The sequence below is a fragment of the Hephaestia sp. MAHUQ-44 genome (genome assembly GCF_023806085.1).
Lineage (GTDB): Bacteria > Pseudomonadota > Alphaproteobacteria > Sphingomonadales > Sphingomonadaceae > Sphingomonas.
In genome coordinates this window covers 121,734-147,451 of sequence record NZ_JAMSLX010000002.1, presented here as the reverse complement: position 1 = coordinate 147,451, position 25,718 = coordinate 121,734, and the positions used below count along the sequence as shown (strand labels likewise).

The 25,718-nt window shown below is 67.2% G+C and carries 27 protein-coding genes and 2 tRNA genes; 20 read left to right on the top strand and 9 right to left on the bottom strand.

Going from position 1 to position 25,718, the window contains the following annotated elements; genetic code table 11:
* The first annotated feature begins 29 nt into the window (after positions 1-29).
* The 6 genes from hisG to NFE57_RS02785 all read left to right on the top strand — a co-directional run bounded on the left by hisG (position 30) and on the right by NFE57_RS02785 (position 5,962).
* A complete protein-coding gene (hisG, locus tag NFE57_RS02810) occupies positions 30-689 on the top strand; it encodes an ATP phosphoribosyltransferase (protein WP_252134048.1) in 660 nt (219 codons plus the stop codon).
* Entirely contained in the window at positions 686-1,996 is a 1,311-nt protein-coding gene (gene hisD / locus NFE57_RS02805) for a histidinol dehydrogenase (protein WP_252134047.1), read from the top strand. The genes hisG and hisD overlap by 4 nt, the downstream gene beginning before the upstream one ends.
* Entirely contained in the window at positions 1,993-2,448 is a 456-nt protein-coding gene (nusB, locus tag NFE57_RS02800; RefSeq protein ID WP_252134046.1) for a transcription antitermination factor NusB, read from the top strand. Before hisD ends, nusB begins: the two co-directional genes overlap by 4 nt.
* On the top strand, positions 2,449-2,628 hold the full coding sequence (locus tag NFE57_RS02795; RefSeq protein ID WP_252134045.1) for a DUF4169 family protein: 180 nt from the start codon (positions 2,449-2,451) through the stop codon (positions 2,626-2,628).
* 169 nt (positions 2,629-2,797) lie between these two features.
* Positions 2,798-3,691, top strand: coding sequence for a thiamine-phosphate kinase (gene thiL, locus NFE57_RS02790; RefSeq protein WP_252134044.1), 894 nt, complete (start codon positions 2,798-2,800; stop codon positions 3,689-3,691).
* Between the two features lie 114 nt (positions 3,692-3,805).
* Positions 3,806-5,962, top strand: coding sequence for a sodium-translocating pyrophosphatase (locus NFE57_RS02785; RefSeq protein ID WP_252134043.1), 2,157 nt, complete (start codon positions 3,806-3,808; stop codon positions 5,960-5,962).
* 130 nt (positions 5,963-6,092) lie between these two features.
* Here the strand turns inward: NFE57_RS02785 and NFE57_RS02780 are convergent, their stop codons facing one another.
* The gene (locus tag NFE57_RS02780) at positions 6,093-7,085 is read right to left on the bottom strand and encodes an inorganic phosphate transporter (protein WP_252134042.1); all 993 of its coding nucleotides are present in this window, start codon (positions 7,083-7,085) and stop codon (positions 6,093-6,095) included.
* A gap of 10 nt (positions 7,086-7,095) precedes the next feature.
* Positions 7,096-8,211, bottom strand: coding sequence for a DUF47 family protein (locus tag NFE57_RS02775; protein WP_252134277.1), 1,116 nt, complete (start codon positions 8,209-8,211; stop codon positions 7,096-7,098).
* Positions 8,212-8,376: 165 nt separating this feature from the next.
* Here NFE57_RS02775 and infA point away from each other — a divergent pair, with 165 nt between their 5' ends.
* From infA to NFE57_RS02735, 8 genes are all read left to right on the top strand, one after another.
* Positions 8,377-8,595, top strand: coding sequence for a translation initiation factor IF-1 (gene infA, locus NFE57_RS02770; protein ID WP_043152179.1), 219 nt, complete (start codon positions 8,377-8,379; stop codon positions 8,593-8,595).
* 11 nt (positions 8,596-8,606) lie between these two features.
* Entirely contained in the window at positions 8,607-9,176 is a 570-nt protein-coding gene (locus NFE57_RS02765) for a Maf family protein (protein ID WP_252134041.1), read from the top strand.
* The gene (locus NFE57_RS02760; protein ID WP_252134040.1) at positions 9,169-10,104 is read left to right on the top strand and encodes a ribonuclease; all 936 of its coding nucleotides are present in this window, start codon (positions 9,169-9,171) and stop codon (positions 10,102-10,104) included. Before NFE57_RS02765 ends, NFE57_RS02760 begins: the two co-directional genes overlap by 8 nt.
* 1 nt (position 10,105) lies before the next feature.
* Positions 10,106-10,303, top strand: coding sequence for a DNA gyrase inhibitor YacG (locus NFE57_RS02755; protein ID WP_252134039.1), 198 nt, complete (start codon positions 10,106-10,108; stop codon positions 10,301-10,303).
* 31 nt (positions 10,304-10,334) lie between these two features.
* Positions 10,335-10,410: transfer RNA gene (locus NFE57_RS02750), tRNA-Phe, on the top strand.
* Between the two features lie 316 nt (positions 10,411-10,726).
* Positions 10,727-10,801, top strand: a tRNA-Glu gene (locus NFE57_RS02745).
* 258 nt (positions 10,802-11,059) lie between these two features.
* Positions 11,060-11,920, top strand: a complete 861-nt coding sequence (locus NFE57_RS02740; protein WP_382279469.1) for a UDP-2,3-diacylglucosamine diphosphatase — start codon at positions 11,060-11,062, stop codon at positions 11,918-11,920.
* Positions 11,920-12,966 (top strand): glycosyltransferase family 4 protein, encoded by a 1,047-nt coding sequence (locus NFE57_RS02735; protein ID WP_252134037.1) that lies wholly within the window; start codon positions 11,920-11,922, stop codon positions 12,964-12,966. Before NFE57_RS02740 ends, NFE57_RS02735 begins: the two co-directional genes overlap by 1 nt.
* A 106-nt stretch (positions 12,967-13,072) precedes the next feature.
* Here the strand turns inward: NFE57_RS02735 and NFE57_RS02730 are convergent, their stop codons facing one another.
* The 5 genes from NFE57_RS02730 to NFE57_RS02710 form a co-directional block, all read right to left on the bottom strand.
* A complete protein-coding gene (locus tag NFE57_RS02730) occupies positions 13,073-14,446 on the bottom strand; it encodes a sensor histidine kinase (protein ID WP_252134036.1) in 1,374 nt (457 codons plus the stop codon).
* Positions 14,447-15,133 carry a winged helix-turn-helix domain-containing protein gene (locus tag NFE57_RS02725; RefSeq protein ID WP_252134035.1) on the bottom strand — a complete coding sequence of 229 codons (687 nt, stop codon included), beginning with the start codon at positions 15,131-15,133 and terminating at the stop codon, positions 14,447-14,449.
* Positions 15,123-15,542: a PDZ domain-containing protein gene (locus NFE57_RS02720; RefSeq protein WP_252134034.1), complete on the bottom strand. Its 420-nt coding sequence runs from the start codon at positions 15,540-15,542 to the stop codon at positions 15,123-15,125. Before NFE57_RS02720 ends, NFE57_RS02725 begins: the two co-directional genes overlap by 11 nt.
* Complete coding sequence (locus NFE57_RS02715) at positions 15,539-16,105, bottom strand: DUF1003 domain-containing protein (RefSeq protein ID WP_252134033.1); 567 nt, start codon at positions 16,103-16,105, stop codon at positions 15,539-15,541. Before NFE57_RS02715 ends, NFE57_RS02720 begins: the two co-directional genes overlap by 4 nt.
* A gap of 81 nt (positions 16,106-16,186) precedes the next feature.
* Positions 16,187-16,402, bottom strand: coding sequence for a hypothetical protein (locus NFE57_RS02710; RefSeq protein WP_252134032.1), 216 nt, complete (start codon positions 16,400-16,402; stop codon positions 16,187-16,189).
* Positions 16,403-16,643: 241 nt separating this feature from the next.
* On the opposite strand from NFE57_RS02710, the gene NFE57_RS02705 reads away from it, so the two are divergent.
* From NFE57_RS02705 to NFE57_RS02680, 6 genes are all read left to right on the top strand, one after another.
* Positions 16,644-18,110, top strand: coding sequence for an AcvB/VirJ family lysyl-phosphatidylglycerol hydrolase (locus tag NFE57_RS02705; protein ID WP_252134031.1), 1,467 nt, complete (start codon positions 16,644-16,646; stop codon positions 18,108-18,110).
* The gene (locus NFE57_RS02700) at positions 18,107-18,862 is read left to right on the top strand and encodes an AcvB/VirJ family lysyl-phosphatidylglycerol hydrolase (protein WP_252134030.1); all 756 of its coding nucleotides are present in this window, start codon (positions 18,107-18,109) and stop codon (positions 18,860-18,862) included. The genes NFE57_RS02705 and NFE57_RS02700 overlap by 4 nt, the downstream gene beginning before the upstream one ends.
* On the top strand, positions 18,859-19,272 hold the full coding sequence (locus tag NFE57_RS02695; RefSeq protein ID WP_252134029.1) for a DUF2147 domain-containing protein: 414 nt from the start codon (positions 18,859-18,861) through the stop codon (positions 19,270-19,272). The genes NFE57_RS02700 and NFE57_RS02695 overlap by 4 nt, the downstream gene beginning before the upstream one ends.
* 2 nt (positions 19,273-19,274) lie before the next feature.
* Positions 19,275-21,878: a bifunctional lysylphosphatidylglycerol flippase/synthetase MprF gene (gene mprF / locus NFE57_RS02690; RefSeq protein WP_252134028.1), complete on the top strand. Its 2,604-nt coding sequence runs from the start codon at positions 19,275-19,277 to the stop codon at positions 21,876-21,878.
* A gap of 219 nt (positions 21,879-22,097) precedes the next feature.
* Positions 22,098-23,867 (top strand): tetratricopeptide repeat protein, encoded by a 1,770-nt coding sequence (locus NFE57_RS02685; protein ID WP_252134027.1) that lies wholly within the window; start codon positions 22,098-22,100, stop codon positions 23,865-23,867.
* Positions 23,868-23,975: 108 nt separating this feature from the next.
* A complete protein-coding gene (locus NFE57_RS02680) occupies positions 23,976-24,644 on the top strand; it encodes a 5'-methylthioadenosine/S-adenosylhomocysteine nucleosidase family protein (protein ID WP_252134026.1) in 669 nt (222 codons plus the stop codon).
* A gap of 149 nt (positions 24,645-24,793) precedes the next feature.
* On the opposite strand, the gene NFE57_RS02675 is transcribed toward NFE57_RS02680, so the two are convergent.
* Together NFE57_RS02675 and NFE57_RS02670 are read right to left on the bottom strand one after the other, a co-directional pair.
* The gene (locus NFE57_RS02675; protein ID WP_252134025.1) at positions 24,794-25,360 is read right to left on the bottom strand and encodes a hypothetical protein; all 567 of its coding nucleotides are present in this window, start codon (positions 25,358-25,360) and stop codon (positions 24,794-24,796) included.
* A gap of 39 nt (positions 25,361-25,399) precedes the next feature.
* Positions 25,400-25,690, bottom strand: coding sequence for a hypothetical protein (locus NFE57_RS02670; protein WP_252134024.1), 291 nt, complete (start codon positions 25,688-25,690; stop codon positions 25,400-25,402).
* Positions 25,691-25,718: the final 28 nt, after the last annotated feature.

Below are 25,718 nucleotides of genomic sequence, written 5' to 3'. Positions count from 1 at the left end.
GCGCCTGCGCAAGTAAAGCCCCCTCGCCCATGGCCGATCCGATCATCATCGCCGTCCCCAAGGGACGCATCCTCGACGAGGCGCTGCCGCTGCTTGCGGCGGTGGGCATTGTGCCCGAAGCCGCCTTTTCCGACGACGCCAGCCGCGCGCTGCGCTTCGCCACCAACGACGCGGGAATCGAGCTGATTCGCGTGCGCGCCTTCGATGTCGCGACCTTTGTCGCGCACGGTGCCGCGCAGCTCGGCATCGTCGGCTCCGACGTGCTGATGGAGTTCGATTATCCCGAGCTCTACGCGCCGGTCGATCTCAGGATCGGCCATTGCCGCCTGTCGGTCGCCGAACCCGCCGACATGGCCGAGAAGGACGACCCGCGCGGCTGGAGCCATGTCCGCGTCGCGACCAAATATCCGCACGCCACGCGCACCTTTTTCGAGGCGCGCGGCGTGCAGGCCGAATGCGTCAAGCTGAACGGCGCGATGGAATTGGCGCCGACGCTGGGGCTTGCGCCGCGCATCGTCGATCTCGTGTCGTCGGGGCGCACGCTCAAGGAAAACGGGCTGGTCGAGGTCGAGACGATCGCTCAGGTCAGCAGCCGGTTGGTCGTCAGCCGCGCCGCCTTCAAGACGCGCGCGCGCGTGGTGCCGCTGGTCGATGCGTTCCGCCGCGCCGTCGAGCACGCGCAGGCATGATCCGGCTTTTCACCTCCGATCCGGGCTTCGCGCGCGATTTCGACGCGCTGGTCAACGCGCGGCGCGAAACCGACGCCGATGTCGCGCGCGACGTGCGCACGATCGTCGCCAGCGTGCGCGACGAAGGCGACGCCGCGGTGCGCGCGTTCACCGAGAAATTCGACCACCACGACCTCGCCACGACCGGCTGGCGGATCGAGCGATCGGCCTGCGTCGCGGCGCTCGCCGGGCTGGAGCCCGAATTGCGCGCCGCGCTCGAACTCGCGGCCGAGCGCATTGCCACCTATCACGCGCAGCAACGCCCGACCGACAGCGACACCACCGACGCCGCGGGGGTGCGCACCGGCGCGCGCTGGAGCCCGGTCGATGCCGCAGGGGTCTATGTTCCCGGCGGCCGCGCGGCCTATCCCTCGTCGGTGCTGATGAACGCGATCCCCGCCAAGGTCGCAGGAGTCGCGCGGCTGGTGATGGTGACCCCGACCCCCAAGGGCGAGATCAATCCGCTCGTCCTCGCCGCGGCCGAACTCGGCGGGGTCGACGAAATATGGCGGATCGGCGGCGCACAGGCGATCGCCGCGCTCGCGTACGGCACCGATCGGATCAAGCCGGTCGATGTCGTCACCGGCCCCGGCAACGCCTGGGTCGCCGAGGCCAAGCGCCAGCTTTACGGCGTGGTCGGGATCGATATGGTCGCCGGGCCGAGCGAGATCGTGGTCGTCGCCGACGGCAGGAACGATCCCGACTGGATCGCCGCCGATCTGCTCAGCCAGTCCGAGCACGACCCCACCAGCCAGTCGATCCTGTTCACCGACGATGCCGCGTTCGCGGCTGCCGTGGCCGAAGCGGTCGACCTCCAGATCGGCACGCTCGCCACCGCGCAGGTCGCGCGCGCGGCGTGGGACGCCAATGGCGCGATCATCGTGACGGCGAGCCTCGAAGAAGCGCTGCCGCTGGTCAACCGGCTCGCCCCCGAGCATCTCGAGCTCGCGGTCGACGATCCGCACGGCCTGTTCGATCGCGTCCGCCACGCGGGCTCGGTGTTCCTCGGCCGCCACACCCCCGAGGCGATCGGCGATTATGTCGCGGGGCCCAACCACGTTCTGCCCACAGGGCGACGCGCGCGTTTCTCGTCGGGGCTGTCGGTACTCGATTTCATGAAGCGGACGAGTTTCCTCGCGCTTGACCCGGCCTCGCTGGCTCGCGTAGGCCCCGCGGCGATCGCACTCGCGACCGCCGAGGGGTTGCCCGCGCATGCCCGTTCGGTGTCGATCCGCCTTTCGGGCGACGAACCGGAATTGAAACGATGAACCGTACCGCCGCCCGTTCGCGGGCCCGTGCCGCCGCGCGCCTCGCCGCTGTCCAGGCGCTCTACCAGCACGAGATGGAAGGCACCGCGGTCACCGTGCTGCTCCACGAATTCCATCATCACCGGCTCGGCGCCACGGTCGACGATGCCGAATATGTCGATGCCGACGTGCCCTTTTTCGACGACGTTGTCGGCGGCGTTGCCGCGCGCATGGGCGAGATCGACCGCCGCATCGCCGAGAAACTGGCCACCGGCTGGACGCTCGACCGGCTCGACAAGCCGATGAAGGCGATCCTGCGCGCCGGCGCCTACGAACTGATCGCGCGGCCCGACGTACCGACCAAGGCGGTGATCAGCGAATATCTCGACGTCGCCGATGCCTTTTACGACAAGCGCGAAAAGGGCTTCGTCAACGGCCTGCTCGACGCGCTCGCCAAAGACGTCCGCGCCTGAATGACGGCGGAGGTCATCAACCTGCGGCTGGCGCGCAAGGCCAGGACGCGGGCCGACCGCGAAGCCACCGCCGCCGCCAACCGCGCCGCCTTCGGCCGCACCAAGGCGGAAAAGGCCGCGGCACGGGCCGAGATCGATCGCCGCAACCGCGACCTCGAGGGCGCCAGGCGCGAGCCGTGAGCCCTCCCCGTCATGCCGGACTTGTTCCGGCATCCAATGCGCCGCAAGAACCGTCCGCTCAGGAGTCGCGGCACCTTGGAGCGTGGCACAAGTCCGGGGTAATGGTCGAACCAATTGAAGCGCGGCGCCGCCATGGCGTGCGGTTGGTCGAGCGGCTAGCCTTGGCGCAATGACCGAAGCCGACTTCCTCGCCGCCCTGCGCACCCTTCCGCTCCATCCCGGCGCGCTGGGGCTGCGCGACGATGTCGCGCGGCTGGGCGATCTCATCCTCACCACCGACACGATCGTCGAGGGCGTGCATTATCTCGCCGGCGACGCGCCCGCCGATGTGGCGTGGAAGCTGGTTGCGGTGAACCTCTCCGATCTCGCCGCCAAGGGCGCGGTGCCCGAAGGCGTGCTGCTCAATTACCCGCTGGGCGATGGCGGCTGGGACCGCGCCTTCCTCGCTGGGCTTGGCAACGCGCTCACGCATTTCGCTTCCCCGCTTCTCGGCGGCGACACTGTCTCGCGCCCCGCCGATGCCCCCCGCGTCATCACCCTGACCGCAATCGGGCGCGCGCAGACGCCCCCCGCACGCACCGACGCGCGGGAAGGCGACGCACTCTACGTCACCGGCACGATCGGCGATGCGGGTGCGGGGCTGCGGATCGCGCGCGGCGAACCCGGCCCGGCCGAACTCGCCAACCGATACCATCGCCCCACCCCCCGCCTCGCCGAGGGCAAGGCGCTGGCGCCACTGGTTCATGCGATGATGGATATCTCCGACGGTCTGTTGATCGATGCCGCGCGCATGGCCAATGCGAGCGGTCTCGGCATCACGATTGATCTCGGCGCGATCCCGCTGTCGGACGCCTATCGCGCCTTCGCGGGGGAGGATCGCGCCGCCCGCCTTGCTGCCGCAACAAGCGGGGATGATTACGAACTTCTGTTCGCCGCCCCCACCGACACCCGACTGACAGCCCCCGCAACCCGTATCGGCACGGTCACCGCGGGGGCGGGGCTGGCGCTCACCGATGGCGGTTTGCCCATTCCGCTGCCCACCACGCTTGGCTTCCAGCACTGAGGTGTAGCCGCCATCCGCGGCTTGCGCTCGACCGCTTGGCGCCTATACCTTCGCGTCGTCACGGGGGCAGCAAAATGCTTCCGGGCTTTTAGGAGCAGGGGAAAGGGTCAGCCAATGACGTTTGTCTATGCCGCCATTGCGTGCGGCTTGCTTGCCGTCGTCTACGGTTTCATCACAAGCCAGCAGGTGTTGCGCGCGTCCGCGGGCAACGAGAAGATGCAGGACATCGCCGCCGCCATCCAGGAAGGCGCCAAGGCCTATCTGGGCCGCCAATATACCACCATCGCCATCGTCGGAATCGTGGTCGCGATCATCATCGCGGTGACGCTCGGGCTCACCTCGACCGTCGGCTTCGTGATCGGCGCGGTGCTATCGGGCGTCGCGGGGTTTGTCGGCATGAACATCTCGGTGCGCGCCAACGTCCGTACCGCAGAAGCCGCGCGGACCAGCCTGCAAGGCGGGCTCACGCTTGCGTTCCGCTCGGGCGCCGTCACGGGGATGCTGGTGGCCGGGCTCGGCCTGCTCGCGATTGCGGGCTTTTTCTGGTATCTGACCGGCCCCGCCGGCCATGCCCCCAACGACCGGATCATCATCGAATCGCTGACCGCGCTCGCGTTCGGCGCCTCGCTCATTTCGATCTTCGCGCGCCTCGGCGGCGGTATCTTCACCAAGGCCGCCGATGTCGGCGCCGATCTGGTCGGCAAGGTCGAGGCGGGGATTCCCGAGGACGATCCCCGCAACCCCGCGGTGATTGCCGACAATGTCGGCGATAACGTCGGCGACTGCGCCGGCATGGCCGCCGATCTGTTCGAAACCTATGTGGTGACGCTGGGCGTCACGATGATCTCGATCGCGCTGCTCGTCCGCGCATCGGGCGCCGAGCTGCTCGGGCTGATGACGCTGCCGCTGGTCGTCGGCGGGGTGTGCATCATCGCCTCGGTCATCGGCACCTATGTGGTGCGGCTGGGCGGCGGCTCGATCATGGGCGCGCTCTACAAGGGCTTCTTCACCTCGGCGATCCTCTCGGCCGGGGCAATCTACGCCGCCACCAAATGGGTGCTCGGCGATCTGAACGCCGTCATCGGCGGCGAGGGCTTTCTCGATGGCCCGGCCGACGTGCTGACCGGCAGCGTCGCCACCGCCGCTTCCGTCTCGTCCGGCTTCACCGGCATGGATCTGTTCTGGTGCATGATGATCGGGCTGGTCGTGACCGGGCTGATCGTGTGGATCACCGAATATTACACCGGCACCAATTACCGCCCGGTGCGCAGCATCGCCAGGGCGTCGGAGACGGGCCACGGCACCAACGTCATCCAGGGTCTCGCGGTCAGCCTCGAATCGACCGCGCTGCCGACGCTGGTGATCGTCGTCGCGGTGATCGCGACCTATCAGTTCGCCGGCGTGATCGGCATCGCCTTCGCGGCGACCTCGATGCTCGCGCTGGCGGGCATGGTCGTGGCGCTCGACGCCTACGGCCCGGTCACCGACAATGCCGGCGGCATCGCCGAAATGGCGGGGCTGCCCGATGACGTGCGCGAGCGGACCGACGCGCTCGACGCGGTCGGCAACACCACCAAGGCGGTCACCAAGGGCTATGCGATCGGCTCCGCCGCGCTCGCCGCGCTGGTGCTGTTCGGCGCCTATACGAGCGACCTCGCGGTCCACTTCCCGGATCTTGCGGTCGATTTCTCGCTCAGCAATCCCTATGTCATCGTCGGGCTGCTGCTCGGCGCGATGCTGCCCTTCATCTTCGGGGCGTTCGGGATGACCGCGGTCGGCCGTGCGGCGGGCGCGGTGGTCGAGGAAGTGCGCGGGCAGTTCCGCGACAATCCCGGCATCATGCAGGGGACCAGCCGGCCCAATTACGGCCGCACCGTCGATCTCGTCACCAAGGCGGCGATCCGCGAGATGATCGTGCCCAGCCTGCTGCCGGTGCTGAGCCCGATCGTCGTCTATTTCCTCATCAATGTCGTGGCCGGCCAGGCCGCGGCGTTTGCGGCGGTGGGCGCGATGCTCCTCGGCGTGATCGTCTCGGGGCTGTTCGTCGCGATCTCGATGACCTCGGGCGGCGGCGCGTGGGACAATGCCAAGAAATATATCGAGGACGGCCATCACGGCGGCAAGGGCTCCGAAGCCCATAAGGCCGCGGTGACGGGCGATACCGTCGGCGATCCCTACAAGGATACCGCGGGGCCCGCGGTCAATCCGATGATCAAGATCACCAACATCGTCGCGCTGCTGCTGCTCGCGGCGCTCGCCGGCGGCGCCTGACCTAATCTTCCCCTCCCTGCAAGGGAGGGGATCGAGGGGTGGGTTTGCAAGGGCGAGGCTCGATGCCTCGTCCTTGCATCGCTCGCACCCACCCCCGGCCCCTCCCTTGCAGGGAGGGGAGAATTTTTTGTCAGAACAGCGATACGATCCAATAGGTCGCCGCCGAAATGGCCGCGGCGGCGGGCAGCGTCACCACCCAGGCGACGACGATGTTGCTCGCGACATTCCACCGCACCGCCGACAGCCGCCGCGAGGCGCCGACGCCGATGATCGCGCCGGTGATCGTGTGCGTGGTCGACACCGGCACCCCGAGCCAGGTTGCGCCGAACAGGGTGATCGCGCCCCCGGTTTCGGCACAGAAGCCCTGCGCGGGCGTCAGCCGCGTGATCTTCGATCCCATCGTGTGGACGATCCGCCACCCGCCCGCGAGCGTGCCGAGCGCCATCGCCGCCTGACAGGTAAGCACCACCCAAAGCGGAATATGGAATTCGTTGCCGAGCATCCCTTGCGAATAAAGCAGCACGGCGATGATCCCCATCGTCTTCTGCGCGTCGTTGCCGCCGTGCCCCAGCGAATAGAGCGCGGCCGAGACGAGCTGGAGCTTGCGATAGCGCTTGTCGACGCCGAGCGGGCTGAGCCTGAGGCTGGTCCACGCCACGCCCAGCACCAGCAGCATCGCCAGCACGAGGCCGAGCGCCGGCGAGCCGACGATCGCGAGCACCGTCTTGGTGACGCCGCCCCATTCGATCGTCGCCAGCCCCGCCTTGGACAGGCCCGCGCCCAGCAAGCCACCGATCAGCGCATGGCTCGACGACGACGGGATGCCGAGCAGCCAGGTGATGACGTTCCAGACGATCGCGCCCATCAGCGCGCTGAACACCACCTGCGCATTGACGATATCGGGATTGATGATCCCCGCGCCGATCGTGTTAGCGACGTGGAGCCCGAACACCAGAAAGGCGATGAAGTTGAAGAACGCTGCCCAGGCGACCGCCCAATGCGGCTGGAGCACGCGCGTCGCCACCACGGTCGCGATCGAATTGGCGGCGTCGTGCAGCCCGTTGAGAAAGTCAAACAGCAGCGCAACCGCGATCAGCGCGACCAGCAACGAAAAGGAAATCATCCCCCCGGCCTCAGGCGTGATCGATCACGAGGCCCTGGACCTCGTTGGCGATATCCTCGAACTTGTCGACGACCTTTTCCAGATGCCCGTAAATCTCACGCCCGACGATGAACGCCATCGGGTTGGTCTCGCCATGCGCCTTGAACAGCGCCTTCAGCCCCGCTTCGTGGATCTCGTCGGCATGGCCCTCGAGCTGGATCAACCGCGAGGTCAGTTCATCGAGCCGCTGTGCATTGGGGCTCAGCCGGCGCAGCAGCGGGATCGCCTCGGAGGTCACGCGCGCGGCCTCGACGATGATCCCCACCATGTCGCGCATCGGCGGCTCGAACCGGTCGAGCCCGTAGAGCGCGATCGATTTGGCGGTGCCGTTCATCTGGTCGATCGCATCGTCCATCGCGCCGATCAAGTCGATGATCGCGCTGCGATCGAACGGCGTCACGAACACGCGCCGCACATCGCCCAGCACTTCGCGCGTGATGTCGTCGGCCTGATGCTCGCGGCGGATGATCTCGGCGATCGAGCTGGGAATATCGCCACCATCGGCGAACAGTTCGGCCAGCGCCTCGCTGCCCGCGACCAATGTCACGGTATGCGCCTCGAACAGCTCGAAGAAGCGCCCTTGCTTGGGCATCATCGCGTGGAACCAGCGCAGCACCGGAATCTTCGCCCATACCTTGTCGGGAACCGCGGGCAGCACGCGCTCGCCGAGCGGCACGGGAGCGGGCGGCGCCTGGAAATTGAGGATCAGTTCCTTCAATTCGGGCTCGTCGACCGCGGCGGCCGCATCGGCCAGGTCGAACCAACTCGTCTCGCGCTCATCCTGCTCGGGCCATTCGGCGGCCTGTTCGCGGAACAGCAGCGGAAACACCGCGACGTTCATGCCCCGCGTCGTGCCGTCGGGGCGGCGCTTGGCGTAGCGATATTCGCCGAGCGCGGTCGGGCACGCGATGCCGGTGACCCCGGCTTCCTCGAACGCTTCGTGCGCCGCGGATTCGTGGAGCGCGATCCCCTTCACCGGGTTGCCCTTGGGCACGACCCAGCGACGCGTCTCGCGTGAGGTGATCAGCATCACGCGCGCGTCACCCGCGGCGTCGATCTGGTACGGCAGTGCAGCGACCTGGCGGATGAGGACTTTCTTTCGTTTTTATGACATGGAGTCTGAACGCGCTCGATAATGCGTCGCGGCGTCCAAGCCAACAGCCGAGATGATGCGCGCGCCGCTTTCCTTTTCGCTGCGCGCGCGCTATGGCGCCGCGTCTCCGGAATACACGCTCCAAATCAGAGGTTTTGTTTGGCCAAGGAAGAACTTCTCGAAATGCGCGGCCATGTGGTCGAGCTGCTGCCCAACGCGATGTTTCGCGTGCGGTTGGAAAATGACCATGAGATTCTGGGTCATACCGCCGGCAAGATGCGCAAGAACCGTATCCGCGTGCTCGTCGGCGACGAAGTGCTGGTCGAACTGACGCCCTACGACCTCACCAAGGGTCGCATCACCTACCGCTTCAAATAAGGCCCGGGCCCATGCGGCTCGTCCTCGCCTCCTCATCGCCGCGCCGCCGCGATCTGCTCGCGCGGCTCGGAATCGTGCCCGACGCGATTGTCGCTCCCGATATCGACGAAAGTCCGCGCGCGGGCGAATTGCCCCGCGCCTATGCGCTGCGACTCGCCATCGACAAAGCGCAGGCCGTGCCGCGCGCGCCGGGCGACGTGGTCCTTGGCGGCGACACCACGATCGCGCTCGGCCGCCGCATCCTGCCGCCGGCCGACGACGAGACGGTCCAGCGCCGCTTGCTCGGGCTGCTCTCGGGGCGGCGCCATCATTGTCTGTCGGCGGTCTGCGTGATCGATGCCGACGGCATCGTGCGCACCCGGCTGGTCGATACCGTGGTCGCGTTCAAACGCCTCTCCGATGCCGAGATCACGCGCTACGTCGCGTGCGGCGAAGGGCTGGGCAAAGCAGGCGGCTATGCGATCCAGGGCCGCGCCGAGGCGTTCGTGCGCTTCCTCTCGGGCAGCCATTCGGGCGTGATCGGGTTGCCGCTGTTCGAAACGCGCGCCTTGCTCGAAACCGCCGGCGTGCCGCTTGGCTGAGTGGCTCTACGAGGCCGGGATCGGCGAGGCGCGCGCCGCGCTCGTCGAAAATGGCGTGATCGTCGAAGCGCGGCTCGAACTCGAGGGCAATCTCCCGCTCGGCACGATCGCCGAGGCACGGCGGCGCGGCGATCATGTCGTGCTTGACGATGGCCGCGAAGCGATGCTCGATCGCGTGCCGCCACGGCTCAGCGAAGGGGCGGCGCTGCTGGTCGAGATCGTCCGCGAGGCGATCCCCGAACCCGGTCGCGCCAAACGCCCGCGCGCCATCCCCGCGGCGCCCGATGCGCGCCCTGCCCCCGGCCCCGATCTGCTCGCGCGCATCACCGCGACGAATATCCCGATCCGCCTTTTGCGCGCGCATGAAAGCGATGCGCTCGAGGCGGCGGGCTGGTCCGAACTGCTCGACGAAGCCGAGACCGGCGAGATCGGCTTCGGGCGCGGCGCGCTGCGCCTGTCGCCGACCCCGGCGATGACGCTGTTCGACGTCGATGGCGCGGCGCCACTGCTCGATCTGGCGATTGCCGGGGCGATCGCCAGCGCCAGGACGATTCGCCGCCTCGATATCGGCGGTTCGATCGGGATCGACCTGCCCACGCTCGGCGGCAAGGCCGAACGCCAGCGCGTCGCCGAAGCGATCGATGCCACGCTGCCCCAGCCGTTCGAGCGGACCGCGATGAACGGGTTCGGTTTCCTGCAGATCGTCCGCCCGCGACCGCGCGCCTCGCTGGTCGAGTTGCTCCGCGCCGATCCCGCCGGGGCGATTGCCCGCGCGGCGCTGCGCACGATCGAGCGGACACCACCGCCGGTGCCGCCCCGCCACATATTGCCCGCGCCGGCGCTTGCGTGGCTCGACGCGCGGCCCCATCTCGTGGCCGAGCTGGCGCGTCGCACCGGCGTGCCGATTCAATTCGCTTCCGGAAGCTGACATGGCATTGGCCGAAACCTGCCCCCTCTGCGGCAAACCCGCTGCCCCCGACCACAAACCGTTCTGCAGCCGTGGCTGCCGCGACCGCGACTTGCTGAAATGGCTTGGCGAAGGGTATCGCGTGCCCGGCGAGCCCGTCGATTTGGGCAGTATCGCAAATGCGCAACCGGGGCTGGACAGCGACGATAGCCCCGACTAAAGCCCGCTTTCCTCCGGCGCCCGTCGGATGTGCCCAGGTAGCTCAGTTGGTAGAGCATGCGACTGAAAATCGCAGTGTCGGCGGTTCGATCCCGTCCCTGGGCACCACTCTTCGCCACGATCACCCGCCAACGATGATGCGTCCCCGGTGCAGGGGCCAGCGCTGCGCCATGGGCCCAATGTCGCGATGGACCGAGACCCCGTCCGTGACCGGGTGCCGCCCGCATGATCGCCCGGCCCGGTCTGCTCATCTCGGCCGGCACGCCCGCGCCGAACACGTCATTTTACGCCGCGCCAGCGCCCTGATCGGGCGCGCGCGCCGCAACAATTATATGGCGCGCCAGACGGCTGATAGACAATTCCGGCACCAGAGACGCTTGACCGCCCGCTCCGCATTCCCTAACCGGCTGCCTTCGCCAGGCATGGCCCCTTCGTCTAGCGGTTAGGACGCGGCCCTTTCACGGCTGAAACACGGGTTCGATTCCCGTAGGGGTCACCAGGCGGCAGCTCTCTGCGGCGCATGACGAAGCCTATAGGCGCGTCGTGCTCCGGCAGAGCAGCAATTCCCTCCCAATCATCTGTTCGTCCGGGCCGCAGGCCACCATGGGAGCGGCCGGCACGAACGGCGCTCGCCCCCGGAACCGATGATTCGGCGGCGTCACCGATCTTCGCGGCGTCGAACTGTCATATTCCTCCTGTATCCGGCGGCAAACGGAGGGCTGAGGGCATGAGTTCGTTCCGACGCACACCCAACGGGATGGCCGACCGCCGGTTCAACGGCATTTCCAGACTACGCACATCCGCCAGCCCGTCGGGGCATCCGAGGCGGCGGTATCGCACGATCTGGATTTCCGACGTCCATCTGGGCACGCGGGGTTGCAACGACGCGCTCCTGATCGACTTCCTCGATCATGTCGACAGCGACACCATCTATCTGGTCGGCGACATCATCGACGGATGGCGGCTCAAGAAACGTTTCTACTGGCCCGAGCGGCACAATGCGATCGTCCGCCGGGTGCTGAAGCGCGCCAAGCGCGGCAGCCGGGTCGTCTACATTCCCGGCAATCACGACGAGATGTTCCGGCAGTTCGCAGGGATGAATTTCGGCGGCGTCGAAATCAGCAAAAATGCGATCCACATCACCGCCGACGGGCGGCGGCTGCTGGTGCTGCACGGCGACGAATTCGACGCGATCGTGCTGGGGCATCGCTGGCTCGCGCTGTTCGGCGACCTCGCTTATGCAGCATTGCTGCGGCTTAACGGCGTGGTCGCGGTTGTGCGGCGACGGCTCGGTTTGCCCTATTGGTCGCTGTCGAAACACGCCAAGAAGAAGGTGAAGAACGCCGTCGCCTTCATTTCGCGGTTCGAGGATGCGGTCGCGCATGAGGCGATGCGTCTCGGCAGCGACGGGGTCGTCTGCGGCCATATCCACACCGCCGAGGAACGCCGGTTCGGCGACATCGTCTATTATAACGACGGCGACTGGGTCGAAAGCTGCACCGCGCTGGTCGAGCATTTCGACGGCCGCATGGAAATCCTGCATTGGGCGGAGGAAGTGGCGGCGCGCACAGCCCCGCCCACGGCGCCCAACGCAATGCGCGTGCGCGAGGCGGCGTGATGAAGATCCTGATCGTCACCGACGCCTGGCTGCCGCAGGTCAACGGCGTGGTGCGCACGCTGAAGGCGCTGCGCGACGTGCTCGAAGCGCGCGGGCACGAGGTGCTGGTGGTGTCGCCCGATCGCTTTGCCTCGATCCCCTGCCCCAGCTACCCCGAAATCCGCCTTGCGTTGACCTCACCCGGCGCGATGGGCCGCCTGATGACGGCGTTCGACCCGCACGCGATCCACATCGCGACCGAAGGCCCGCTTGGCGTCGCCGCGCGGCGCTGGTGCGTGCGGCACGGCTTGCCCTTCACCTCTGCCTATCACACCCGGTTCCCCGAATATCTCACCCAGCGGACCAGATTGCCTCCGTCGCTATTCTGGCGCTACATCCGCTGGTTCCATCACCCCGCCAGCGCCGTACTGGCGAGCACGCCGACCGTCGCGCACCTGCTCCGCACGCAAGGGCTGCACCGGGTGCACCTTTGGGGGCGCGGCGTCGATGGCGATTGTTTTCACCCCGGCGCCGGCCCGTGCCCAGCCTTCGACGCGCTTCCCCGCCCGATCCAGCTCTATGTCGGACGCGTCGCGGTCGAGAAGAATATCGACGCCTTTCTGGACAGCACGCATCCCGGATCGAAGGTCGTGGTCGGCGATGGCCCGGCACGCGCATGGCTGATGCAGCATTATCCGACGGTCCATTTTCCGGGTGTCTTGCACGGGGCCGCGCTGGCCGCCGCTTATGCCGCGGCCGACGTCCTGGTTTTCCCGAGCATGACCGACACCTATGGCCTCGTCATGATCGAGGCGCTTGCATGCGGCACGCCCGTCGCTGCTTTTCCGGTGGCCGGGCCGCTCGACATCCTCGACGACAAGGTCGGCGCGACCGATCGCGACCTCACCCGTGCCATCGCGATCGCGCTCGGCCGGGATCGGCGCGTCTGTGCCGCTTATGGGCGCCGCTTCAGTTGGCAACGCAGCGCCGATCAGTTCGAAAACGGCTTGACCCTGCTGCGCCCCTGCCATCGGTCGGCCCAATATGGCATCGCCACCGCGGCCTGATATCCGCGCCTTCCGATCAACAACGACACCCGAAGCCGATCCCACCGCCTTCATCGCCGCTCACAGCGAAAATCCCACGCCCTGCAACTAGGGCCAGGCCTCATGTTCATGCCGCCTGCCCCAGCCTGATCACGACGCGCAACCCGGGCATATTGTCTTCCAATGCCACCGATCCCCCATGAAGCCGGGCGACCGCGGCGACCAGCGGGAGGCCCAGGCCCGAGCCGCTTTTCCGCCGCGCGGGATCGAGGCGGCCGAACCGCCGCAATGCCTCGGCGCGTTGGGCGATGGCGATGCCGGGGCCATCGTCGGCGACCACAAGCACCAGACCGCCGCCACCCTGCTCGGCGCGCAGCGCGATACGATGGCCGCCGGTCGCATATTTGAGCGCATTTTCGACCAGATTGCCGATCGCCTGGCTCATCAATTCGCGGTGGAGAACGGCGTGCAGCCCCGCGGGGGTATCGGTCGTGATCGTGAAGCCGTCATCCTCGGCCAGCGGGCCGTAAATCTCCGCAATGTCCGCCAGCAGCGCGCCAACATCGACAGTCGTCAGCCCTTCGCGCCCAACCCCGGCCTCGGTCCCGCTGATCAGCAGCGCCCGCGACAGCATCGACAGCAAGGTTTCGGCTTCGACGGCGACTTTCTCCAGGGCCGACAGCGCGGTGGCGTCGTCGGTACGTGCCATTGCCTGCTCGATTGCCGATTTGAGCCGCGTCACCGGCGACTTGAGGTCATGCGCCAGCCCGTCGGTGGTGATCCGCAATTCGAGGACGAGGGCATCGATTCGCTCAAGCATCGCATTGATCGCGCCGCCGAGCGCGTCGAACGCATCCCCACTGCCGTTGACGGGCACGCGGCGGGCCAGCGCGCCCTCGCCCACCGCCCTTGTGGTCGAAACGATCCGCTCGATATGGCGGGACAGCATCCGGCCGAGGATCAGGGCGCTGGCGAGCGCGAGCGACAGCCCGACCAGCAAGGCAATGATCATCGCCCGATTGTTGACCCGCGCCAGCCGGACGCTCGCGTTGATGGCGTGGCCGGTCAGCAGGCGCGTGCCATCGGGCAGGACGGTCGTCACCACGCCGACCCGTTCGGGGCGGTCGCTCCCCAGCCGGTAGAGATCGATCGTGCGCCATCGCGTCCGATCGGGGATGACCGGCGGCCAGGCGCCAAGATTGCCGGCGATCGGCGTGCCGTCGCGCCGCGCGAGCAGGATGACCGGTACATTCCCGTGGGCGGGCTGGACCCGGACATTGATGAGTTCGACGAGTTCCGCCCGTCCGTCGGCGTGGAACGCATCGAGCAGTTCGTCGCGAAGCTCGTCGGCAAGCGCCTTTTCTTCCCCGATCAGCGCGCGCTCGGTCGCCTGCTGAACGAACAGCAACACACCGCCCATCGCCGCCATCTGGAACAGGAAGGCCGCCAGAACGAAGCGGGCGATGTTGGAGCGCAGCGGTGTCAGCCAGCCGGCCGGCATTCAGGCGACGGTCCCGAGCCGATATCCGGCGCCCCGCACGGTGTGCAGCAAGGGCCGGTCGAGGCCGTTCTCAAGCTTTCGCCGCAGCCGGCTCACATGGACATCGATCACATTGGTGCCGGGATCGAAATGATAATCCCAGACCCCTTCCAGCAACATCGTCCGCGTCACCACTTCGTCGACGTGGCGCAGGAAATATTCGAGCAACCGGAATTCGCGCGGCTGCAACTCGACGGCTTTGTCGCCGCGCCGCACGGTGCGCGACAAGAGATCCATCGTCAGATCCGCGCAGGAAAGCGTGGTGACGACAGGGGCGCCCGCCCCGCGCTTGCGCAGTAGCAGACGGACACGCGCCAACAGTTCGGCGAAGGCGAACGGCTTGGCCAGATAATCGTCCGCGCCCCCGGTGAGACCGCCGACTCGGTCGTCAGGCGAACCAAGCGCCGACAGGATGATGACGGGCGTCTCGATATCGGCCGCGCGCAGCGCCTTGAGCACCGACATGCCGTCCATACCCGGCAGCATCCGATCGAGGATGACCGCATCATAGCCACCATCGCTCGCCAGAAACAGGCCGTCGCGGCCGTTTTCGGCACGATCGACCGTAAAGCCCGCCTCGGTCATGCCCTTGGCGATATAGGCCGCGGTCACCTCATCGTCTTCGACCAGAAGAAGCTTATGCCCCATGACGGGTTTTCCTGTCCCGGCGCAGTTGCACGCGATGCACATCGTGATGCCGCACCAGCCCGAGAACGACAGTCCGGCGCTCATCCTTATGCATATAACCAAGCGTCTGCGCCATCGTCCCCACCGGATGATCGTCGATGGCGACGATCCGGTCGCCCACCATGATCCCCGAGGTCATTGCTTCGCCGCCCGACCGCAGGCTCGTGACGACGAGGCCGTGGCCCCGCGCTGGCGTGGCTTCAACGGTCAAGCCGGGCAAGAGCGCCCTGGTCTCGATCGGCCCCGCCCAGGGCCCGAGCACCGAGCGCCCCGCCGGCGTCGCAACAAGCACGGCGCCAACGGCAAGCGGGGCGATTCCGATCAGCGCCAACAGCCCGGCACGGATGCGCTTCTTGCGCTTATTGTTCATGAGGACGGCGTGGCGCCGGGCGAGGCGGATCGTTCGAGCATTCCGACGATCCGCGACTGCCCTTGCAGTACCGCTTCCAGCCGTGCGGACACCGCCTGATCGAGTTTGTCGTGAAGGCGCAGCACCTCCAGTTCGGAGCGCAGATTGACCTCGTAATCGAGGCTCGCCGACAGCCTGTCCTTCGCCGCCTGGCGGTTCTGGCTCATCATGATGATCGGGGCCTGGATGGCGGCGAGCATCGAGAGCATCAGGTTGAGAAAAATGTAGGGATAGGCATCGAACGCCAGCCCCCAATGGCCGAGAACGTCGGTGTTGAGGACCATCCAGCCGAGCAGCACCAGCCCGAAGACGATGATGAAACCCCATGAACCGCCGACGGCGGCAACCTTGTCGGCCAGCCGTTCGCCGATCGACGCCTGCGCGTCGGCAACGTCGGCGGCATCCCGGCTGAGCGGGCTGTGGTTGCGGATGCTGGCCAGGACATTGCGTTCTTCGGGATCGAGCGCCAGCGCGTCCTTACCGAGCAGTCGGACGGCGAGATCCTGCATATCGCGATTGGCCATCGCCGTTACTCCCAGGCAAGATCCCAGTTTCCGGCGAAGTGCGGGGGCTCATGATCGTGAACCCCCGCAAGACGCGCGTCTTTATTTGGTGGCAGGCGCCTTGGTGGCGGGTGCCGCCTGTGTCGCTGCCGCATGATGGCGCATCCGGTGCGTCGTATGTTTGGCGGCCGGCGTGCAGTTCTTGGTCACCGTCTTGGAGCATTGCGGCAGCTTGCTGGCATGGGCCACCACGGGGGTGGCCTGCGCCATGGTCGCGCCGCCGAGCGCCAGAGCTGCCACGAGCAGAAGTGTCTTCATCGTCTTTCCTCCAGGAACGGGTGGATCGTCGGGTTTGGCAACCCACCGCGCACCGGAATCATGCGCCCGGCGATGGCGCGCGTCATGTTAAGCTTTGGTCATAAAGCGGTCATGCGCGGCGTGCGGCGTTCCCCCTATAAGTGCCGTCCGAATGAACGGATTTTAATCGAGGCGCCACCACACGGTGCCTCGCCGGGCGGTACAACAGGAGCCGGATGAAGACGCCGTCGGGGAGTTCGACATGCGGAGACTGACCCTGGGGTTGGGGACGATGGCGGCGACCGCCGCGCTGCTCGGCCTGGTCTGCAACCTCCAAACCCCCGCTTGCTCTGCTGCGCCCCACCCCATCGCACCTGCAAGCGTCGCGGGCCGCGTCACCCAAACGCCCCTCGGGCCTGCAACGACCTATCTGCCGAAGGGGCCGGTGCGCGGCGTCGCGGTCTTTCTGTCGGGCGACGGCGGCTGGAACCTCGGGGTCATCGACATGGCCAAAGCCCTGACGCAGCAGGGCGTGGTGGTGACGGGCCTGTCGACCCCCAAGCTCCTGAAGGCACTTGAGGCGGACAAGGCATCCTGCATCGATCCCAACGTCGCACTGACATCCCTCGCGCTCACCGTCGAACACGATCTCGGCCTGGCTCATTATCTCAAGCCGATCCTGGTCGGTTATTCCTCGGGGGCAACCGTGGCTTATGCCGCGCTGGTCCAGGCGCCGGGGGGAACCTATCGCGCCGCCGTCTCGCTGGGCTTCGGGTCCGACATCGGCGGAACCAAGCCGTGGTGCCGAGGGACTGCTCTCGCTGCGGCGCGCATCGACAAGCCCGAACGCGGCTGGAACTTCGCGCCCACCCCGCATCTCGGCGCGCCATGGATCGTCCTGCAGGGCACCGCCGATCAGGTCGTCAGCCCGGCGGCGACGCGCGCCTTCACCGCCGGCATTGCCGAGGCACGCCTGATCGAATTGCCCAAGGTCGGCCACGGCTTTTCGGTCGAGGCGCATTGGATGCCGCAATTCGTGGCGGCGTTCACGCCGTTGCTCGAGACACCGCCGCCGGCCGCCGCGTCCGAGCCCCCTCATACCGCGAGCGTCGGCGACCTGCCGTTGACCCTCGTTGCCGATCCGAAAGCGCCGCGCACCGATCTGATGGCGGTGCTCTATTCAGGAGACGGCGGCTGGGCAGGGCTCGATCGCGACGTCGCCGCGCACCTCGCGGCAGCGGGCGTTCCCGTGGTCGGCGTCGACAGCCTCGCCTATTTCTGGAACGCCCGGAACCCACTTGCCGCAGGCCAGGATCTCGGCAGGGTCGTCGAACATTTCAGCCGGCAATGGCAGCGCCCAAGGGTGCTGCTGCTTGGTTATTCCTTCGGCGCGGACACCCTGCCCTTCATCGTCGGCGCCTTGCCGCCCGCCTTGCGGCCGATGATCGCGCGCGTCAGCCTGCTGGGGCTGAGCCCGAGCGCCGATTTCCAGTTCCATCTCTACTCCTGGCTCGACGTCAAGGGTCAGAATGCCCTGCCGACCGTCCCCGCAGTCATTCGCCTCGCCGGCCTGCCCATCCAATGTATCCGCGGTGCGCAGGAACAGGACAGCGCGTGCCCGATCATTCCGCCGGGGATCGCATCCACGGCCGTCCTGCCCGGCGGCCATCATTTCGACGGCAACGCCGGCCTCGTCGTGGCCACCATCCTGCATGGGGTGAAGGCTTGAACCGGCTCAAAAAATGGCTGGTCGGCGGGATCGGTGCGGTCGCGCTCGCCTTGGGTTTTCTCGCCTATATCGGCTATCTCGGCGGTTCACCCTTCGTCACCATCCCCGCCACCGCGCAACCGGAACCAGCGATGGCCGGGCTGACGGCGGTCGTCCTTTCGGGCGACATGGGATTTCGAATCGGCATGGCGCCCCGGATCGCGCGGAAGCTCGCTGCCGATGGTATCCCGGTCGTCGGCGTCAATTCGCTCACCTTTTTCCGGCACAAGCGGACACCGCGCGAGGTCAGCGCCTTGATCGAGACCGCCGTGCGGCGCGCGCTGGCCCACCCGCATACCGACAAGATCGTCCTCATCGGCCAATCGTTCGGCGCCGACATGCTGCATGTCGGGCTGGCCGACATGCCCGCCTCCCTCCGCGCCAGGGTCCAGATGATCGCGCTGGTCGTACCGGGCGATACCGTGACGTGGCGCGCCTCACCTGCCGACCTGTTCAACTGGGGAGCGACCACGCCCGCCTTGCCGACGGCGCGAATGCTACACTGGGCGCCCGTCATCTGCATTTACGGCGCCGAGGAGAGCACCAGCCTTTGCCCGCGCCTCCACTTGCCCAACAGCCGTAGCATCACGCTGCCCGGCGGCCATCCGCTCCACCGCGATGTCGATACGCTCGCGCGCGTCATCGTGAAGGCGATCAAGGCGACGAGCGTATCGGGGCCCACCGATGGCGCCATCGCGAAAGTCGTTCGATGATCTGTTCGATGCGGCTGGTGTGGTCGATCGCACTTGCGGCGATGTCGCCCGTGGCCGCCAGTCGGCCGCCGGTTCCCGATCCACCGACCGGTCTGTGGATCAATCCGCACGGCAGCGTGAAGGTGATGACAGCCCCCTGCGCCGGGAAGCTATGCGGCTGGATCGTCTGGGCCAGTCCGCAGGCCACGATGGACGCGGCGGCCGTGGGCGCGCCGAAGTTGATTGGCCTGGAATTGCTGCGCGACTATCATCCGGCGGGTCCACATTTGTGGCGAGGAACGGTCTATGTCCCCGATATGGCGCGCAGCTTTGCCTCACGGATCACCCAGCTCGACGCAAACCGGATGAAGATCGACGGCTGCATCCTGGCCGGTCTCGTCTGCAAATCGCAGATCTGGCGGCGGGCATAGACATGGCAAACCAACGTCTCGCGCTTTTGAAGGCCGCCCAGCGCCATCCGGTCGCCATCAAGGTCACCGTTGCCGCGGTTCTGGCCACACTGGGCTTCCTCGCCTTGCATCGGCTGCTGATCGACGTCCATCCCCGCGCCGTCGCCGCCGCCTTTCACGCGCTCGGCGGGTTCCAGATCGCGGCGGCGACGCTGTTCACGGCGCTCAGCTACGCCCTCCTGACGCTCTATGACGTGATCGCGCTGCGCATCATCGGCAAGCCGCTCCCGTACCGCACCGCCGCGCTGGCCTCGTTCACCAGCTACACGCTCAGCCACAATTTCGGACTCGCGCTGCTGACGGGCGGGTCGGCGCGGTACCGGCTCTACAGCGCGGCGGGACTCGAGGCGGGCGACATCATGCGCATCATCACCGCCACGGGGATCGCTTTCTGGGCGGGCGTAACGGTGACAACCGCCGCGGCCCTCCTGCTCTACCCCGAGCCCTTCACGATCGGCGCGTTCACCCCGTCGCTGACGATGCAGCGCGCGGTGGGCGCCGTGATCGTGCTGCTGGTGGTGGCAGCAATTATGGCGCTGCGCGGCAAAACGCGCTCGTTCACGCTGTTCCGGTGGCGCTTGCCCCGCCCCACGCCTGGACAGGCGATCGCACAGATCGGGATTGCCACGCTCGATCTGGCGGCTGCCAGCGCGGCGCTCTTTGTCCTCGTGCCCGGCGTGAGCCTCCACGATTTCCCGCTTTTCTACCTCACCTATGCGCTTGCCATCATCGCTGCGTTGCTCAGCCATGTGCCGGGCGGTATCGGCGTGTTCGAAGCGGTGATCCTCGCCTCGCTGGCGCGTGGCGATCCGCCGGCCCTCGTCGCCGCGCTCATCATGTACCGGATCCTCTATTATCTGCTGCCGCTCGCGGTCGCGGCCGTCTTGCTGGTCATTCACGAACGCCGCCAACAGCGCCAGCCGCTCGCCAAGGCAGTGGATGCGGCGCAATTCGTCCTCCGGGGAGTCGCCCCCACCTTGCTGGCGGCGCTGGTGTTCGTCGGCGGCATCGTTCTTCTCGTGTCAGGCTCCCTACCCGCGATCCGGGCGCGCCTCCACATCCTACGCGATATCGTCCCACTACCCTTCGTCGAGGCATCGCATATCGCGGCGAGCCTCGTCGGCACCGCGCTGCTGCTGCTCGCGCCTGCCCTGTATCGCCGCCTGGACGGCGGTTTCATCCTGTGCCGCGCGCTCCTGCTCGCGGGCGCGATCTTCTCGCTCACCAAAGGCGTCGATGTCGAAGAGGCGATGGTCTTGCTGGGGATCGCCGCGCTCCTCCAACTCGCGCGGCCCGCTTTCTACCGGCGAACGGCGCTGACCTCGGGCATAGTAACCCCGCGATCGATCGTCATCGTCGCGCTTGCCGTCGCGCTGTCGATCTGGATCGGCTTTTTCGCCTTCAAGCATGTCGCCTATCAAAGCGATCTCTGGTGGCAATTCGCATGGAAAGGCGATGCCTCACGCTTCCTGAGGGCCAGTTTCGCCATCTCGGTCCTGCTGATCGCGGCGACGATCCTGCATCTGTTCGGCCACGCCAAACAACCGCCCGGCGATGCCGCCACGGATGACGAGGGCCCCGAGACGGCCCTGTCCTACAGCGTCAGGACCGATGCGATGCTCGCGCTGACAGGCGACAAACGATTTCTGCGCTCGGCCAACGACAAGGCCGTGCTGATGTATCAGGTACAGGGGCGAAGCTGGATCGTGATGGGCGACCCGATCGGGCCCGCCAGCGAATGGCCCGATCTGTTGTGGCAGATCAGGGAGCGCGCAGACGCCGCGCAGGGCCGGCTGCTGCTGTACCAGATTTCGATCAACGCCGTGCCGGTCGCGATCGATCTTGGCCTGCACCTCGTCAAATATGGCGAGGAAGCCCGCGTTCGTCTGGAAGATTTCACGATCGATGGCCCGGCGATGCGATCGCTGCGCCACGCCGCGCGGCGCGCAATCCGCGATGGCGCCACCTTCGAGATCGTCGCCGCCGCCAACGTGCCCGCCGTAACCGACGACCTGCGCGCGGTCTCGGATATCTGGCTACGGATGAAGGGCCATAGCGAGAAAGCCTTCAGCGTCGGGCGCTTCGATCCAGCCTATCTCGCGCGCTTCGATTGCGCACTGGTTCGGCAGCACGGCCGGCTGGTCGCCTTCGCCAATATCTGGGCGACCGCCAATCGTGAGGAGATTTCGGTCGATCTGATGCGGCACGGTGCCAATATTCCCTATGGGACGATGGACTTCCTGTTCGTCCATCTCATGCAATGGGCCAGGGAACAGGGCTATCGCTGGTTCAATCTCGGCCTCGCGCCACTCTCGGGCCTCGACGCGCGCCATCTGGCGCCGATGTGGGCGCGGGCTGGCACGGCGCTCTATCGCCACGGCGACGCCTTTTACGGTTTCGAGGGGCTGCGCGCCTATAAGGAGAAATTCGGCCCGGTCTGGGAACCGCGTTATATCGCCGGCCCCTATGGCGTCGGGCTCGCACGCGGTCTCATCGACCTGCAAACGCTGATCGGCGGCGGGGCGAACAGCGCAGCCAGGCGGGTTCGCCTCAAACTGGTGGCGTGAGCCGCCGGTCGAGCGCCTGCTCCCCCCATCGGCGTCGTTTTGGCCGTTTACGGCAAGCCGGCGGTCGTGATAATTTTCGGTCGGGTCGCTTAGAGTGATTTCGAGCCAGATGGAATCATCTGGCGACGCGGAAATCACGGCAAAAAAAGATCATCCAGAGTCGATCCGATTCGATTCGAACCGGATCGACTCTAAGCCTTTTGGGGGAGGGGATAGCGCATGGTGGCCGTAGTGAAATCCGCTGCGCTGGTCGGAATCGGCCTGTCGCTCGCAAGCGTTTCGATCGAGCCGCGCTTTTCGGCGGCCGCGCTGGCGGCGCTCGATCCCGGCCGTCTTGCACAAACGCTCTGTGCCGGCGGGCGCGCCGGATCGGCGCTGGCGTCGGCGCTGCTGATGGCCGCCACCGTCGCCGCCCCCACCAGCGATGCCGCGCCGATCCCGCTCTATCCCGACCTGACGCAATCGCCCTTTCCGGTGACGGCCGCCAATGCCGAAGCGCGCCGCTATTTCAGCCAGGGCCTGTTGTTTGCCTATGGCTTCAATCACGCCGGCGCGGTGCGATCGTTCCGCGAGGGCCAGCGGCGCGATCCGGAATGCGCGATGTGCTGGTGGGGCGAGGCGGTGGCGCTTGGCCCCAATATCAACGCGCCGATGGAGGAACGCGATCGCGACGCGGCGCTCGCCGCGATGGAGCAAGCGGTGGCGTTACGCGACCGGGCGTCGCCGATGGAACGCGCGTTGATCGACGCCGTGGCGCGGCGCTATTCGCGCGATCCGGCGGCCGACCGCGCCGCGCTCGATGCCGCTTATGCCGATGCGATGTTGGCGGCGGCGCGGCGCTTTCCGGCCGATGACGATGTGGCGGTGCTCGCGGCCGAGGCCGCGATGGACACGACTCCGTGGAATTATTGGGAGGCCGACAAGAAGACCCCGATCGGCCGCAGCGGCGACGCGATACGACTGGTCGAGGCGGTCCTCGCCCGCAATCCAGCGCATGTTCAGGCTGCGCATCTCGCCATTCATTTGCTCGAGGCGAGCGATCCGCAACGTGCCGAAGCCGCAGCGGATCGTCTGGCGACCCCGCTCGCGCCCAGCGCCGCGCATCTGGTCCATATGCCCGCGCATATCTTCTACGTCCGCGGTCGCTATGCCGATGCGATCCGCGTCAATGTGGCGGCGGCGCGCGCCGACGAGGCCTATATCCGCAGCGCGGGCGACAACGGCCTCGTCCGCTACGGCTATTATCCGCACAATATCCATCTGATCGTCACCTCGGCACAGATGGCGGGCGACATGAAGACGGCCATTCGGGAAGCGCAGCGCCTGCGCACCGTGCTCGATCCCGATACCTCCGCCAGAATCGCGTGGATCCAGGCAATCGACGCGGCGCCCTATCTGGCGATGGCGCAATTCGCCGCCCCCGATGCCATCCTTGCCCTGCCGCCGCCCGACGCGCGGCTGCCCTATGCCAGGGCAATGCGGCATTATGCGCGGGCGGTCGCTTATGCCGAGCGGCGGAACCGCGCGGCATTCGATGGCGAAATGGCGGCGATCGACACGCTCGCCAAATCCGACGCGTTTGCCGCGATGATCGACCAGGGCGTGCCGGCCCTCGATCTGCTCGCGCTTGCCCAAGCGGTTGCGCGCGGGCGCCTTGCCGCTGTGTCGGGGCGCCCCGAGGAAGCGATCGCTTTCTATCGCACCGCGATCGGGCTTGAGGACAAACTTCCGTATCAGGAGCCGCCCTATTGGTATTATCCGGTACGCCAATCGCTGGGGGCGGCGCTGTTTATGGCCGGGCGCCATGCCGAGGCCAGCCAGGCGTTCCGCGAGGCGCTGGTCCAATCGCCGCACAATGGCTGGGTGCTCTATGGCCTGGCCGAAAGCGAGGCAGCGCAGGGGCACCGGCTGGAAGCGGCAGCAGCGCGGCAGGCCTTCGCCAAAGCATGGGCCGGCGACAAGAGCTGGCTGCGCATGGAACGACTTTGAATACCGGCAGGCGATCGCCCGAAGCCGCAGGTCGCCGGTTGAAGACCGCTGCATAACGCTGCATCGACCTTGCCGCCCCACACGCAGCGGGCGGACAAGGAGGCAGGCATGAAACGGATCGGGATTGTGACGGGCGTGCAGGCAGAACTCGCCGCTCTGCTACCGGCGGTGCCGCGCACGATCATCGCCGGGCCGCCGCTTCCCATTGAGCGGGTCGAGCAGGGCGAGCGCACGCTCTTTCTTGCCTGTGCCGGCATCGGCAAGGTCGCCGCGGCGACGGCGGCGGCCACGCTCGTCCTCGGCCATGGTGTCGAGTTGCTGCTGGTGATCGGCACCGCCGGGAGCCTGGGTGCCGCGGGACGCGGCCCCTTCCTCATCACCGAGGCGGTGCAAGCCGATTTCGGGGCGATGCGCGATGAACGCCTGACCCACTATACCGCTGGCGATTGGCCCATTGGCCCCGCCAGCGTCGAGGCATTCCGTGCCGCTGACGTCCCCGACACGGGGATGGCGCGCGCGCGGATCGCCACCAGCGACCTGTTTGTCGAATGCGGCGCCCATGCCGCGCGGGTCCGCGATGCGCTCGGCGCGACGCTGGTCGACATGGAAACGGCCGCGGTGGCGCAAGCGGCGATGCTGCTCGGCGTGCCCTGGGCCGCGATCAAAGCCACGACGGACGAGGCCGACGGCGCCAGCGCCGGCGATTTCGCCGCCAATCTCGCGGCCAGCGCGCGCGCGGCCGCCCAGGCGACCGAGCGGCTGATCGCCTCGCTCTGATCCGGGCAACGCGCCCAGAGCGGGCGCGGTGATGGATCAGCGGCAAGCGATGCTGATCGACCCGCGCTTCGATCAGGAACCGAAAACCACGCGGAAAGCGCGCACCGGCACTCCCGTCTATTCCTATAGAATCGCGAGCGGACGGCCGCTCAGCGAGCCGGTCCGCAATCGGCCTCGAAGCTTGCATCCTGATCGAACGGCGCGCCCTGGTCGGTCGCCAGCGCGATGTTCGAGACACGGACATTCTGGCCGGAAACGACGACCGTGAACGGGCGGGTCACGTGCTGACCGCCGATGAGCTTGTGCTCAGCGGTTGCGAACGCCCGATCGACGCCAAGCCCGATGGCGAGTGCATTACCGGTCGAACTCAGCTCGACATAGACGGGCTTGCCGTCGGGGTCGGTTCCCGGGCCGGCAATTTCCACATCAGCCACCCCATCTGCAACATGGATGCCGCAGGTCGACGGCGTGAAGTCGTAGCGACCGGCCGCGGTGGTGACGACCCCGCTACGGCCTGCGCCGACCGATGCGGCGGTCACGGCAGCCGTTTCGATCGCCGCTGCGCTCGGGCTGTCGCCAGCGCCAGAACCGGCCGTGGTCGACGAACTGTCCCCGCAAGCAGACACGCTGAAAGCCATCAGCGCCAGACAGGCGCCGGTGGCGGCAATCTTGAAAACGGTAACGGCATTTCTCCCCGCAAGGGACCAGGCGGCCACGATGCTGCGGACAGCATAAGCAAAGGAAGACGGATAGGGCTAGCCCTGTTGGTCTTCGGGCGCCTCACCGTCATCGTCCATTTCACGGTCGGCGGCGTCCATGAAGTCGCGCGCGGCCTCGCGATCTTCGGGATCCTCGAAGGCATCCTCAAGATCCGGAGCGACGCCGAGCATGAACATCAAGCACCACAAGGCGAAGCGGCGGCCAGAATCCTTCTCGAGGCCGAATTGCGTCCGTAAGCGGTCGACACCGCTTGCGATTTGCTCGGGCGGGAGCGTGGCGATGTCATCGGTGCCGAAGAAGCCGGCGAGCAGTTGATCAAAATCCATGCCGCCCTGCTAGAGCAGGGAGACGACA